Here is a 13178-nt window from a genome sequence, read left to right on the forward strand (position 1 = left end):
GAATGACATGGCAGGTGAGAAGAACGCCGGTAGCATCGTTTATGAAATCAGCGCCGACGTTGAGCCGCTGTTACAAGGCGGCAAACAGGCCATTGATGCTCTAGATAAACTGGATGCTGCGGCCCAGCAGTCCGGAAAGGGCATGGATAACCTCGACGAGAGCACCTTACAAACCGGGGCAGCGTTTACAGAACTGGCTGGATATGCCAACTCCATGGATAACCAGCTGCGCAAGCTAAATACCAACGTCAGCGGCATTGCCCGCGCTATGGAAGAGGCCCGCAGCGGTACCGGTGGCGCTAACAGCGAGTTTAATCGCGCTGAATCAATCATCGAGGCGCTGGGTAATCAGTTAGCTGTGCTGGATGAAGCGCAGGAGAATGGCGCGCGCAGTGCTGCTATTCTTGCCGCCCAACTCCGCGCCGGGTCAAAAGCGACAGACGAAGAAAAACAGAAGATCGGCGAGCTGACCGGTCGCCTGTATGACATGAAGACTGGCGTTGAAAATGGTGCAAAAGGCACTGGTAGCTGGAAAACCAGCATGCAGCAGGCCGGTTACCAGGTGCAGGACTTTATCGTACAAGTCCAGGGTGGGCAGTCTGCATTGGTAGCATTCGCCCAGCAGGGATCGCAACTCGCTGGCGCGTTCGGGCCTGGCGGCGCTGTTTTCGGTGCCATAATTGCGCTTGGTTCAGTTCTGGCGGGTGTGCTTATCACTTCGCTTAATGGCGGCAAGAATGCCATGGACGCGCTGAAAGATGCAGCCGAAGCGATGGACAAGGTTATCAACGTCTCTATCAATGGCGTGGCCGCGCTGTCTGACAAATATGCGTACCTGGCGAAGACCAACGCTGAGGTCGCAACGCTGATGCGTAACCAGGCGCTCCTGGAGTACAACGAGGCGATCAACAAAATACCGAAAGCCATCAGCGACGCATCAAGTTCTCTACTGTCTTTCGGTGATAAAGCGTTGTCGGCGTTCTCAGGCGGCTATGCATCGGTAGATGGATTTAATGACCGTCTGGCTACTCTGGAAATTACCACCGATAACTATGCCGAGGCAGTTAAGCAGGCATACGGCGCAGGTCAGGCGTTCCAGGCTACTGCGAACAGCATCGGCAATACCGTTGGAGCCGTAGCGGACAAGTTCGGCATCACCGAGCAGAAAGCATTTGAGCTGAGCAAACAGCTTTCAGATATTGCCAAAAACCCATCGCCAGAGGCTTTACAGCGTTTGGCTACAGAGTTGCAGAACACGCAGAGCTCTACTGAAAAGGGACAAACTGCGCTCACAGCGTTCGTTGGTAAGTTGGTAGAGCTTTCGCGTGAGGCGGTAATCGCCAAAGGCAACGTCGCGGCGCTCAAGCAAGAGACAGACAACCTCACCAGCGGCCAGAAGAACCTGATCAAGCAGTCAGAACGCAATCTGGCACTGTCTAAGCTCCAGGGGGAGGCCCGCGCGCGGTTGCAGGCTCAATACGCTGCCGAAGATGCCGGATTTGCGAAGGATGATCCGCATGCCAAGCAGATGGAGGATGACGCTGCTGCCACTTACAAAAATACAGAGGCGCAGAAGGCCCTCAAATCCGAACAGAAGAAAGGAGCGTCTCAGGCGGAGTCTATCGCTCAGAAGCTGGCTAATCTCAAGCAGCAATCGGAGCTTGCCGCTGACTCAACAAATAAGCTTAGTCGCGAGCAGGCGATCCTTAATGCGCAGCAGTCTCTCGGAAAAGGAGCCACAAAAGAACAGCTCGAGCTGGCGGGGCAGTACGCGGCGGCAAAATGGGATACGGCCAATGCGCTCAAAGCACAGGCCGCAGCCGAGAAGCTCCTGCCAGAAGCGCGTGAAAACGCAAGCTATAAGCATGATGTTCAGGATCTGAATACCGCTCTGGCTGCTAAGAAAATCAGTCAGGAGCAGTTCAATCAGACATCTGAGAGACTCGAGGCCACACACCAGGCAAACCTCGCAAAAATCCGCGCGCAGCAGGCGGTGACGCCACAGCAAGATGCTGTAGGGGGCGTTGATCCGGTTCAGCAACTAGCGAATGAAAACGCCCGAAAACTCGCGCTTATTCAGGCATACGAGCAACAGGGGCTTATCACTCACCAGAACGCACTGGCTCTACGCGCCGCAGCCGACACTGAATACGAGCAGCAACGCCTTGCGGCACAGTGGACTCTATTCTCTCAGCAAAGCGCAGCCAACCAGATGCTTGCGGCATCGCTTGATGCTCTTGGCAATAATGCATCCAGCGCTTTCGCTGGAATTATCACTGGCACGCAAAGTGGTGAGGAAGCTGTTCGTTCACTCGCTAACTCTGTTGTTAACCAACTGATCAACTCCTTTGTGCAAATGGGCGTCGAGTGGGCTAAGTCTGCAATCATGGGTTCCACAACCCAGCAGGCTGCAATTGCAGCGACAACGTCAGCTCAGGTTGCTGGCATTGGCGTGCAATCCGCTGCCAGTACCACTGCCGCCGCTGCTTCGACTGCCGCATGGACTCCGGCGGCTATCATGTCCTCCGTGGCTTCATTCGGTGGCGCTGTTGCTATTGGCCTTGGCGCGATGGCTGGCATCCTGGCACTGTCAGGAAAGCGTAAAAATGGCGGCCCAGTTTCGGCTGGCGGGATGTATCAGGTCGGAGAAGGCGGGATGCCTGAGATTTACCAAGCCAGCACCGGTAAGCAGTACATGATACCGGGCGACAACGGCAGGGTGATCAGCAACAAGGAGATGACTGCCGGGGGAGGCGGCGGGGTGGTTATCAATATCCAGAACTACACGTCATCGTCCGTCGATGCGCAGGCCGGTAGCGATGCAAATGGTGGAGTGACTGTGGATGTAATTGTCGCTGACCTGAACAACGGCGGGCCAATCAGTAACGCCATCACAAGCAACATGAACGTTAAACGCACGCCGAGGGGACAGGGCTGATGCCAATTATCGACTATCCCGACTGGCTGCCACTGGCGCAGAAGGCCAGCAAAAACATGACTCTCGATACCGGGTTCCAGACCGATCAGCCAGCGGTCGGCCCGGCAATCTTCGAGAATCAAACCGACGACCTGAAAGTGACCTGGTCACTGACGTGGATCTTCACCCTGGCGCAGGAGCGCGCTTTCCAGCAGTGGCTGCGCAGCCCAAACTATCTCAACCGGGGCCTGAACTGGTTCCGGATGAATATCAATCTGGGCGGAAGTGGCCTCCAGTTGCAGGAGCTTCACTTCACGCAGATGCCGGTGCAAACCAGTATCGACGGCGGGGTGGTGACCTGGACGGGGACGGTTATTGCGAACCACCTATACAACGCCGACGACGAGTTCGACGACATCATTGTTGAGCTGCCGCCGCCGTGGGATTCGTGGCTGGATATCGTTGTCACGGGTTATCCGGACGGTCGCGATCCGGAATCACTACCGAGGGTGCCGTAATGCCGAGCTTCAGGGAGTATAAGCAGCAACGCCCGACGCGCGGACTGTACGACACCATTACGTTCTACCATCCATCCTTTGGTTACGTTCGCCTTGTCGACAAGCAGTTCTTCCCCAAGACGCTCGGCGGACAGGCGTACACACCCGCCCGTTTTGAAATCGAAGAGAGCCAGCAGAGCGGTACGCCGGTGATCGACGCGACGGTGAAGTTAGGGCGGCTGTCGTCTGACATCAAAGCGTTGATGAAGCAGTGGAAGGGTGCGGCCAGGCTGACTGCCATCACGGCCACGCGGCAGATCTTCGACAGCGGCGACGTGTCGGTGCCGATTAAGTCGTGGCAGCTTTACGTCAAGACGGTGGACATCGACGCAGACTCCGCCTCGGTAACCCTGTCTGTCACAAATCCGCTCAATAATAATATTGGGAAATTATACGACCCCCGCGAATATACTGGGCTTCAATATTTATGAAGTGGTATAATTATTAGGCGCGCTACTCCTCTTGCTCGTATTAAATATATTTGTATCTTCTGGTTGAGGTCTCTATATGAATTGGCATGAACTTTTCAGATATGATGATGGAAAGATATATTGGAATATAAGAAGGAGTGGTGTCAGATACGGAAGGTCACCAAACAAGACTACTACACAAGGATATCTCTCTGTAATCGTTGATGGAAAGCAATTGCTTGTTCATAGGATTATTTATGAGATGCACCATGGTGAAATACCTAACGGTCATGAAATTGATCATATTGATGGTGATAAAAAAAATAACAACATAGATAACCTCAGGGCGGTTAGCAGAGCTGTCAACTCAAGGAATAAAAGAAAACTAACTGGTAATACATCAGGTGTTACTGGCGTGGATTTCTTGAAGAGAAGGAATGAGTGGCGCGCAAGATTGGCAAATGCTCATCTTGGTTGGTTTCCTGACTTCCCTTCAGCTTGTGAGGCGAGAATTATTGCTGAAGTGAGAAGCGGCGATGTAACTGGTAGGCACGGCACATGACTACCTCTGATTTCATCATCAGGATGATCGGCGTGCCGTGGGCTAACCGGGCATGTTCTTTCGAGAAAGTCGACTGCTGGGGATTGTGCGTGCTGTATTACCGGCACGTTCTCGGCATTGAGTTGCACCAGACACCGGACTACGAAGCCGGGGCGGACTTCTTCACCTGCTATCAGGGTGACGTCGTCTTCTGGCGCCAGGCCGATAAGCCGGTCGAGGGCGGGATATTCGTTGGATACCGCGGCGCGCAGCCGGCACACGTTGGACTGGTGCTTAACAGGCAGGCGCTGCATTCACGCGGCGAGAACGGAAGCGTACGCATGGACTCGTTGCTGGTCATTCAGCGGGCATTCACCAAAGTGGAGTATTTTTCGTATGGCGCTGGTTGAGATATCGAATTTTCCAGGAACGCCTAAGCTGCGTTGCAGGGTGCCAAACGGCACCCTTTTTTATGACTGGCTGGCGGCCAATGACGCTACTTTCCACCGTGACCTGCTGATTGTCCGCAATGGCGTAAAGCTGGGTGACGATGACGAGTTGGCGTTTGAGTTGAGCGAACTGGACAACATCCAGATATTCGACCAGCCAAAGGGCATTGTCGGCGACATCCTGAGCCCGATCTTTAAAGTGGTGGGCCAGGTGTTTTCGTTCCTGGCGCCGAAGCCGGCAATCGCGAACAACGGCGGTAATACCGTCGACTCACCGAACAATAGCCTGACCGGTCAGACAAACACCGCGCGCGTCTACAAAGCCAAACCGGACATCTACGGGCAGATTCGCTCTTTCCCGGACCTGATCCAGGAATCAGTATTTGAATACGTGCACCAGACGTCCACCGACGGCGGCCTGAAGTACGTTACAGAGTGGATGTGCATCGGGATCGGAAAATACGATTACGAGTCCGTGCGCTACTCAGAATCAAGCCTCGGTTCACTGGCCGGTGCCGAATTCCAGTTCTTCCAGCCTGGCGAAGTTATCCCGCAGATCGTTGAGGGGTACGGATTCGATGACGTTGACGGTCAGGAGGTCCCAGGGCAGAACGAAGCCAGCGACTTCCCGATCGAAACAGCAACGGCAAACACAGTGGTCAGCGGAACGTATTCCGGCGGACAGATAGCGATGAAAATCGTCAAGCAGGCTGAGTTTGACTATTTCATGGGCCTGGTTCTGCCGCATGCGGTTACCTTCACCATCAACGTTACGTACAACACAGCATCAGGCAGCGTCACCACTGACGCAAATTTCTCCGGCACGTTGATTTCCGCCGTTGAAACAAACGATGGCGCTGTGGTTAACCCGGTGCGCTGGTACACGTTTACGATGAACCAGCTGGAGGGGCCGCAGGATATTCCGGCGAATGCCACGATCAACACCACGAAATTCATCCTGAACGATAACGAGGCGCTGGTGGTTGGGCCGTTCTTTTCCCCGGTCGAGTCAACGCAGCTGTGGCTGCATACACAGTCCAGCCTCGGCGGGAAGAAAGAGACCAACTGGAAGGTTGTCATCTGGAAAATTGACGATGACTACAACCAGGTTCCCGGCACACAGCAGACATTCACGTACCGGCAGACGACTCCACACCAGTCGACGAGTGAGGTGTTTTATCGCACTGACAAGATCACTCCGACCGGCGGCTTCGGGAAATACGCGGTCAGCTTCCAGCGCACGGATAACTCCGGCGACGCGTCACTGCTCAAGGTCGAAGAGATCCACAGCATCAACATCAGGACGAACGTCGTTCATCCGACCGATACGCTGGTGCGGGTGAAGGTGAGGGCGACCGAGAACGCTCTTGGCAGCCGTGAGCGCAAATATAACGCGCTGGTGACGCGTCATACCATCACGTACGACCTCGATACGCAGACCGTGGATTACACGCTGCGTCCGTCGCGCTCGTTCGCTGATGCGGTGGCGCACACTTGGATTGTGATGGGTGAGCAGCCGGTCAGCAGCATTGACCTGTACGGTCTGTACTCTATTGCTGAAAGCCTTCCTGATGAGCGACTGGGTTACTTCGACTACACGTTTGATGACGAGAACGACTCGCTTGGCGACCGCGTGCAGGCGATCTGCAATGCGGCGTCGGTTGTGGCGTACTGGGACGACGGCGTGCTGACGTTTACCCGTGATCAGAAGGTTGACTACCCGGCGGCCGTATTCAACCGGGCCAACATGAAGACGGACGAGTACAAAATGACGTACGAGGCCACGCTTCCTGGCGGCTACGACGGCGTCCAAGTGTCCTATGTTCACCCGACCACGAACAACAAGACGTACATCAACTACCGCGTGCTGAATGGTGCCATCGTCGAGCAGGAAGCGGAAAACCCAAACAAGCTGGAGATCGTCGGCTTCCGTAATGAGTATCAGGCCCGGGAACGAGCTCTGCGCGAAACCAAGCGCCTGATCTACTCGCGCGTGAAGATGAACGCCAAAGTGTTTGAAGACGGGATAATTCAGGTTGGAAGTGTCATTCAGATGCCTGATATCTACGACAGCAACCAGCAGGGTGGTTACGTCACCGGCCGCTCCGGGAATGACTTCGATACCAGCGAGGCGATCACGTTTACCGGCTCGATGTATGTGCTGGTTACCGACAGCCTTGGTAACCCAACGCTGCGCTATCCGGCCACCGCCCGTAGCGACACGGAGTACGGATTCACCGCGGCTATCCCTAACATTCAGCTCAATATATGGAACGGTGACACTGTGCAGCTCCCGTCGAGATATCTCATTGCGACAGTTGAAGAACTGGACAGTCAGCTATGGACGGTCAACAGCATCAAACCGAACACAGATAACACGGTATCTCTGACCGTCGCAGAATACAGCGACGCCATCTACCAATAAGAACCGTCCCCGACAAACCATACCCGGCACCGCGCCGGTTTTTTTTATGGAATCAATATGGCTACGACACCAACAAACCTGCCCGTCCCAAGCGAATCACCGCGCGATCTGAAGTTTAACGCCGGGAAAATTGACGAGTTCGTTACCTCGATGGGGTGGACTTATACCGATCGCTTCGGCAATCAACACTACACCGTTGAAGGTATCAATTATCTTTCTCAGCAGGCTATGGCAGCGTTCGGTTACGTTATCCTCACAGGCAAAACGTTTACTACTGGCGCAACTATTAACGAGCCTAATGAAGTACTGCTTAATACTGCCGATGGTGAATATTACAAATGGACTGGGTCATTTTTATCTGGTCCAAAGGTAGTTCCTGCGAACTCAACACCAGAAAACACTGGAGGTATCGGTCCAGGTGCATGGCTGTCCGTAGGTGATACTACTGCGCGTCAATACGTTGATATGCGAACAAATACGTTCAATGTTGAATATTTCGGGTTCAAGACTGGTGCGGGACAAGACATCTCAAAGCTTTTGACGGCGTTCAACCAGGCTGAAGAGTTGGTGTTCAGCGGAGGTACATATTACGTAGATGACTTCACCATGCCATCTACAGCAAAATGTAAAAAAATTACTATCCTGCCAGGATCAATGGTCAAGCAGAATGGGTATAACTGTATTTTCAATGTTACAGATGAGTTCACCATAGACCTTAGTGGCGGTGGTGTCTGGCATGGCGGTCTCAAGAAAGCGCTTGTTACAGCAGATGCGGCTGTAGGCGCAAATTCATTCACAGTAGATGACGCAAGTGTATTCCAGGTTGGGGATATGATAACCACATCATTCCTCATTCCAGATGGTGATGTTAATACATGGAAATGGAGTAACTCATCGTCATATGGACAATTCAACTATATAACAGCTATATCTGGAAATACCATCACAGTGCTGAATCCTGTTGAAAACCGTACTCTCATGCGCAACGTGTGGGTTGGCAACTGGAGATTTGGTATGGCTGGCCTGGAGTTCCGAGGGTCTGGAAAAGCCACGATAATTGGTGGCAAGATGCAGGAATTCAAAACTTATGGCTTAACTTGCCGTAATGTGGACGTTACCGTGGAAGGTACGGAAATTACTGGCATGACCATTGATTGCATCTACGTAATTGGATCTGCCAACTTCACAATGCGTAACTTCAGATTTGAAGGTTGCTACGACTTTGGAAAGCTTGGCATCCAGCACACCAGTACTGGCCGTGTCACTCTCCAAAACGGATATTGGAGGCGTGGTAACTTTGACGCAGATATTAACCATGCTAATCAAACTAACGTCTCTAAATTCGGTAAAGTTATATTAGATAGAGTTACCTGCGTAGGAACATCAACACTTCCTCTGTCCGGTGACCAGGTTGACACTATAACTGGGCAGACAGCTAACCAGTTATTTGGTGGGCGTGTTAACCCTGCGCGTATTTTCTGTAGCGCTAGTTCTGCAAGTACAGACTTTAATACAGAAGGGTTTGAAGCAATCAATGGTACACAGTTCCTGGATTACCAACGCACAACTTACGGTGTAGAGGGCGCTTATTCAGGAAATATCACAATTGACTCTCTTATTCTTCGTGGCGTTATTACAACTGGCTCACTCTTTCACCTTCAGGTTGCTTCTGGAAAAACTGTTATTGTACGAGCGCATGAACTTCGTGATTTAAGTGTAACGCGAAAATATACCGTTAATTACTACCCACTATTCTATATATCAGGAGGCTTCCTTACATTTTCCGGATTGCTTAAGTATGATAATGGTGGGTATGCCAGTGCGGATCATCGTATTGAGACAGAAAATGCGTACATCCCTGAAATGGAAATCACAGGTTCTGGAAATACTATTCTCGTATCACCCACCTTCATCGACACCATGCTAATTCGATCTGCATCAGTCACCAAGATGGGAACGGGGCAACGCAACGACTTTACTAGTCTCGTCCTCCTTCAAGGTGGAGCAATCACAGGTGATTTGAAGACGTATCCTTCCCGTTTGCAGAGGCTTAGATCTGTAGATATCGATTTTAACGCTAATGACTCAACAAGCTGGGTAACTTTGTACACTAACTCCGATAGTCTCACGTCCGTTGATTTAAGGATACAATTGGCTCCCAGGAAGACCATTAACGCATCCGCTGGAATAATCGGAACTATAGGGGCCAAGTTGAATAAGAATGGCGCTTCAGTTCCGGTTTTAACTAACGCATCTACGTATCTGTCAGCAGCTGCTGGAAATATAGCTTTCTGGGAGGGCAAGGTTATAGGTACGCAAGGGGCTATTTCAGACGGCACTGTAGCCCTAAGATGCTTGGCTTCTGGGGAGGTACAAATAAACATTAACTCTGCCAGTCTCACTAACTGCACAGCATTTGTCGCAGGAGTCTAAAAAAAGGCCCTTTCGGGCCTTCATTTAGTCCTTACCTGATATTGAGTTCATATTATAGAATCTAGCCGCCCACATATTCATCCATGAATTTTTACGATGTGTTAAGTATATTGCATTTTTATAAGCGTTAGCTTGTGATTTAGGTTTGGAAATCATCGGAACAACTATGTCAGAACCAGGTTGGGAATCATGTATTACATTCACCTGAATCATCAGTTCTTTATAAGTGTTGTAAATATCAGTTGCTGCATAGGTATAGGTAGCAACAAATGATGTGTATAAAGAAAATGCTAATGCTTTAAATAATACAGAGGAAGGGCTAATCTTGCATATGTAATGAATCAATAATATTGAAAGCATGATAGCTGCCCCAAAAGCAGTTCTTTCAGGAAATGACGGCGCAGCCACCATACTATATATTGATGCAAAATGCCCAGTAAGAAATATTATGGTGAAATCCACATCTCTTTTGGAAACTATATTTTTGTATATGCATACAACAAATAGTAATATAAACAGCGTATAAAACGGCAAAAATAAAGAAATGTTTGATTGCAACACATCATAAAAATGAGAGGCGAATATTTCTAAAGAGAAGTGACTGCCTCCTCTCTTTTGCGATCCAGGGGAGCTCATCATTAGTGCAAATCCCGCAATTGAAAGAGCGGTTCCGATCAATTTCCACCAACTAATCCTTCCATTTCTAATGTATTCTAAAAATACTATCATTAAGACGATAAGGGCTGATGCTGGCCCACTGTTTTCATTTGTAGCCCCAGCAAGGAAGCTCAAAGCTAGGTACAAAATAAGTGTTAATGCTCCAGGCCTCTTCTCACGCATACTTATCAGTATGAATGTTGTGTAAATAATAGACATCCACAAGTAATTCATTGACCCAGAAACCCAAAGAACCGATGAGCCAAATTCCGGAACAATAAGCCATAACGTCATGAATGTAATTAGAACTGCAAAGCCAGTTTCATTAATATTTGAAATTGACTTTACTACCATTAAAACTAGTATACCTATTGTAATAAAAGCGATTGTATTGAAAATATCGAATATTGATTTATCGAATTGCATGAAAAATTGAACAAGCGAGTGAGCCACGAATCGTCCATTCCATATCTCATAGTGTCGAATTTGAGAGTAAAGTATTGAAATGATACCGTTAATTGGAACGGCGCTTGGAGATGGGTTTGTTTGGTATACAAATCTATAAACAAAGTCGTCAGCAACATAAAGCGTCATATGATTCAATGAATAAATCAATATAAAGACAGTGCATATTACAACTAAGGAAAGAATGTTTTCTTTTATCAACTTGCTGATCATTTCATTTTTCCTCCATCCTTGACTATGTATCTAGGTCTCATTTTCACTTCAATGTATATCCTTCCAATGTACTCCCCAAGCACACCAATACCGATCAACTGAATGCCACCAAGGAAAAGAATAGATACAAGTAAAGATGGATAACCACTAACAGAATTACCGAACACCAACGTGTCGAAAATCATCCACGCCCCGTAGATGAATGCCACCCCAGCAACGAGCAGGCCGATGTAAGTCCACATACGAAGAGGGAATGTAGAGAAGCTGGTGATCCCTTCAAGTGCCAAATTCCACAACTTCCAACCGTTAAATTTCGTACTTCCTGCTACGCGTTCTGCGCGTGCATATTCAACGACATCGGTGCGGCCGCCAACCCAGCTCAACACTCCCTTCATGAAAAGGTTGCGCTCTGGCATGAGCTTAATATTTTCAACAACATCACGCGACATCAGGCGGAAGTCACCAACGTTTTCTTCGATCTGCGGGTTGCTGATTTTGTTATGGAGCTTATAGAACCATTCAGCTGTCTTGCGCTTCAGTCGGCCATCTGTTGAGCGGTCAGAACGTTTAGCAAGAACCATATCAGCCCCGGCCTGCCATTTCTCAATCAAATGAGGAATGACTTCGATAGGGTCCTGCAAATCTACATCAATCGGGATAATCGCTTCACCGGTCGCGTGGTCAAGGCCGGCGAACAGAGCGGGCTCTTTACCGAAGTTTCTTGTGAATGACAGCGGGACCACAAGCGGATCCGAAATAGCAAGCGCGTTGATAATTGATTCTGTAGCATCTTTGCTGCCGTCATTGATGAAGACTATCTCAACTTCATGCTGCTGAAGCCCTTCAAATTCCCGAACCGTTTTATAAAAAATAGGTATCGCGTCTTCTTCGTTGAAGACGGGAACGACGAGAGAAATTTTCATTTCGCATCCCTAAAGACAATGAACTTTGAATAAATAAACCCGCACACCAGGCTGATGGCGGAGAAAAGAATGAGAGTCACGATCGGAGCCATACCGGACTTATCTGCGGCCCAACCAACAGCTGCGCTCAGGGTTCCCATAAACCCTACATACACCATGTAGCGCATCGTAGTTGTCGATGACTTAAAGGTGAACCTGGCGTTTGCAAAGAAGCTGAAAGACACTGCCACGACGAATCCGGCGAAGTTACCAAGCGCCTGACCTGTGTGAAACACGTATATGCAAATAGCGAACACAACCCAGTGAATGAGCGTGTTTATGACGCCGATTGATGTGTACCTGGCAAATAACTTTAACATGATATAAATCAGTAAATTCTGAAAGGTCTGAAGTGTAGCACTACAAAGACTATTGATCGATACCGTCGATCGATAATACTGTATACATATACAGTAACTATCGGAGGTGAGTATGGGATTCCCGAGCCCGGCTGCTGATTACGTTGAAAGTCGCCTGTCACTTGATGAGGCGCTTATCATGAAACCTGCTGCTACGTACTACATGCGGGCGGGTGAGACTATCTACAGATGCGGCATCATGAAAGATGCGCTCCTTGTCATCGATTCGTCGCTTAAGCCGTGTGACGGCTCGCTGCTTATCTGTGACTGCAACGGTGAGTTTAAAGTAAAGAGGTATCGCACATACCCGCATCCGCATCTGGAGAATGTGGCGAACGGGAGAAAGGAGAGGCTGCCTGGTAACGACGAGGGTATCAGTGGGGCGCTACCAATATTCGGGGTAATCACGTACATCATCAACGATGCGCGGACAGGTGAGTTTGATGATTGCCCGGTGATGTAGAAAGGAAATTACACAGCTATACCATGAGGCATGGCTGTGTACTCTCTGTGTCACAGTTGTGTCATGCATGGATGAATCAGAAGGAAATACGACAGCAAGTAATGACACGTTATGACACAAACGCGGTGCGAGCGCGGAAAAACCAATGATATTACAGTGTGTTAAACAGTACTCTACGTTCTTCTAAGCCGTAGGTCGTAGGTTCGAATCCTACAGGGCGTGCCATTAAATTTCACATATTGCCGCCTGCGCGACGTCCTGCTGATTTTCTCCATGAAATACCCCTCGCGAAAGTAGCGTTAACGCACATTTTTCACAGCACAATTG

Annotated in this window: 11 protein-coding genes; 8 read left to right on the top strand and 3 right to left on the bottom strand. The window is 49.7% G+C overall.

The window, feature by feature from the left end; genetic code table 11:
* The first annotated feature begins 7 nt into the window (after positions 1-7).
* The 7 genes from ACOTY5_RS01465 (at position 8) to ACOTY5_RS01495 (ending at position 9732) form a co-directional block, all read left to right on the top strand.
* Positions 8-2938, top strand: a complete 2931-nt coding sequence (locus ACOTY5_RS01465) for a tail protein (tape measure) (protein WP_259429752.1) — start codon at positions 8-10, stop codon at positions 2936-2938.
* Positions 2938-3435, top strand: a complete 498-nt coding sequence (locus tag ACOTY5_RS01470; RefSeq protein WP_016245414.1) for a hypothetical protein — start codon at positions 2938-2940, stop codon at positions 3433-3435. The genes ACOTY5_RS01465 and ACOTY5_RS01470 overlap by 1 nt, the downstream gene beginning before the upstream one ends.
* A complete protein-coding gene (locus tag ACOTY5_RS01475) occupies positions 3435-3905 on the top strand; it encodes a hypothetical protein (RefSeq protein WP_259429753.1) in 471 nt (156 codons plus the stop codon). The genes ACOTY5_RS01470 and ACOTY5_RS01475 overlap by 1 nt, the downstream gene beginning before the upstream one ends.
* A 76-nt stretch (positions 3906-3981) precedes the next feature.
* A complete protein-coding gene (locus ACOTY5_RS01480; RefSeq protein ID WP_032668726.1) occupies positions 3982-4446 on the top strand; it encodes an HNH endonuclease signature motif containing protein in 465 nt (154 codons plus the stop codon).
* A 23-nt stretch (positions 4447-4469) separates the two neighbouring features.
* Entirely contained in the window at positions 4470-4835 is a 366-nt protein-coding gene (locus ACOTY5_RS01485; RefSeq protein ID WP_259429798.1) for an NlpC/P60 family protein, read from the top strand.
* Positions 4822-7299 carry a host specificity factor TipJ family phage tail protein gene (locus tag ACOTY5_RS01490; protein ID WP_259429754.1) on the top strand — a complete coding sequence of 826 codons (2478 nt, stop codon included), beginning with the start codon at positions 4822-4824 and terminating at the stop codon, positions 7297-7299. The genes ACOTY5_RS01485 and ACOTY5_RS01490 overlap by 14 nt, the downstream gene beginning before the upstream one ends.
* Positions 7300-7356: 57 nt before the next feature.
* Positions 7357-9732 carry a hypothetical protein gene (locus ACOTY5_RS01495; RefSeq protein WP_259429755.1) on the top strand — a complete coding sequence of 792 codons (2376 nt, stop codon included), beginning with the start codon at positions 7357-7359 and terminating at the stop codon, positions 9730-9732.
* Between the two features lie 24 nt (positions 9733-9756).
* Here ACOTY5_RS01495 and ACOTY5_RS01500 read toward each other — a convergent pair whose 3' ends face one another.
* From ACOTY5_RS01500 to ACOTY5_RS01510, 3 genes are read right to left on the bottom strand one after another with little or no spacing between them, the layout of a single operon-like run.
* A complete protein-coding gene (locus ACOTY5_RS01500; protein ID WP_032652862.1) occupies positions 9757-11067 on the bottom strand; it encodes a DUF3329 domain-containing protein in 1311 nt (436 codons plus the stop codon).
* The gene (locus ACOTY5_RS01505) at positions 11064-11990 is read right to left on the bottom strand and encodes a glycosyltransferase family 2 protein (RefSeq protein WP_045344716.1); all 927 of its coding nucleotides are present in this window, start codon (positions 11988-11990) and stop codon (positions 11064-11066) included. Before ACOTY5_RS01505 ends, ACOTY5_RS01500 begins: the two co-directional genes overlap by 4 nt.
* Positions 11987-12349 carry a GtrA family protein gene (locus tag ACOTY5_RS01510; RefSeq protein WP_032652865.1) on the bottom strand — a complete coding sequence of 121 codons (363 nt, stop codon included), beginning with the start codon at positions 12347-12349 and terminating at the stop codon, positions 11987-11989. Before ACOTY5_RS01510 ends, ACOTY5_RS01505 begins: the two co-directional genes overlap by 4 nt.
* A 112-nt stretch (positions 12350-12461) precedes the next feature.
* Between ACOTY5_RS01510 and ACOTY5_RS01515 the strand changes: the two genes are divergently transcribed.
* Entirely contained in the window at positions 12462-12851 is a 390-nt protein-coding gene (locus ACOTY5_RS01515) for a S24 family peptidase (RefSeq protein WP_032652866.1), read from the top strand.
* The last annotated feature ends 327 nt before the right edge of the window (positions 12852-13178 follow it).

It is taken from the genome of Enterobacter cloacae complex sp. SHL018 (genome assembly GCF_049237905.1).
In the GTDB taxonomy this organism is placed as follows: Bacteria; Pseudomonadota; Gammaproteobacteria; order Enterobacterales; family Enterobacteriaceae; genus Enterobacter; species Enterobacter hormaechei_C.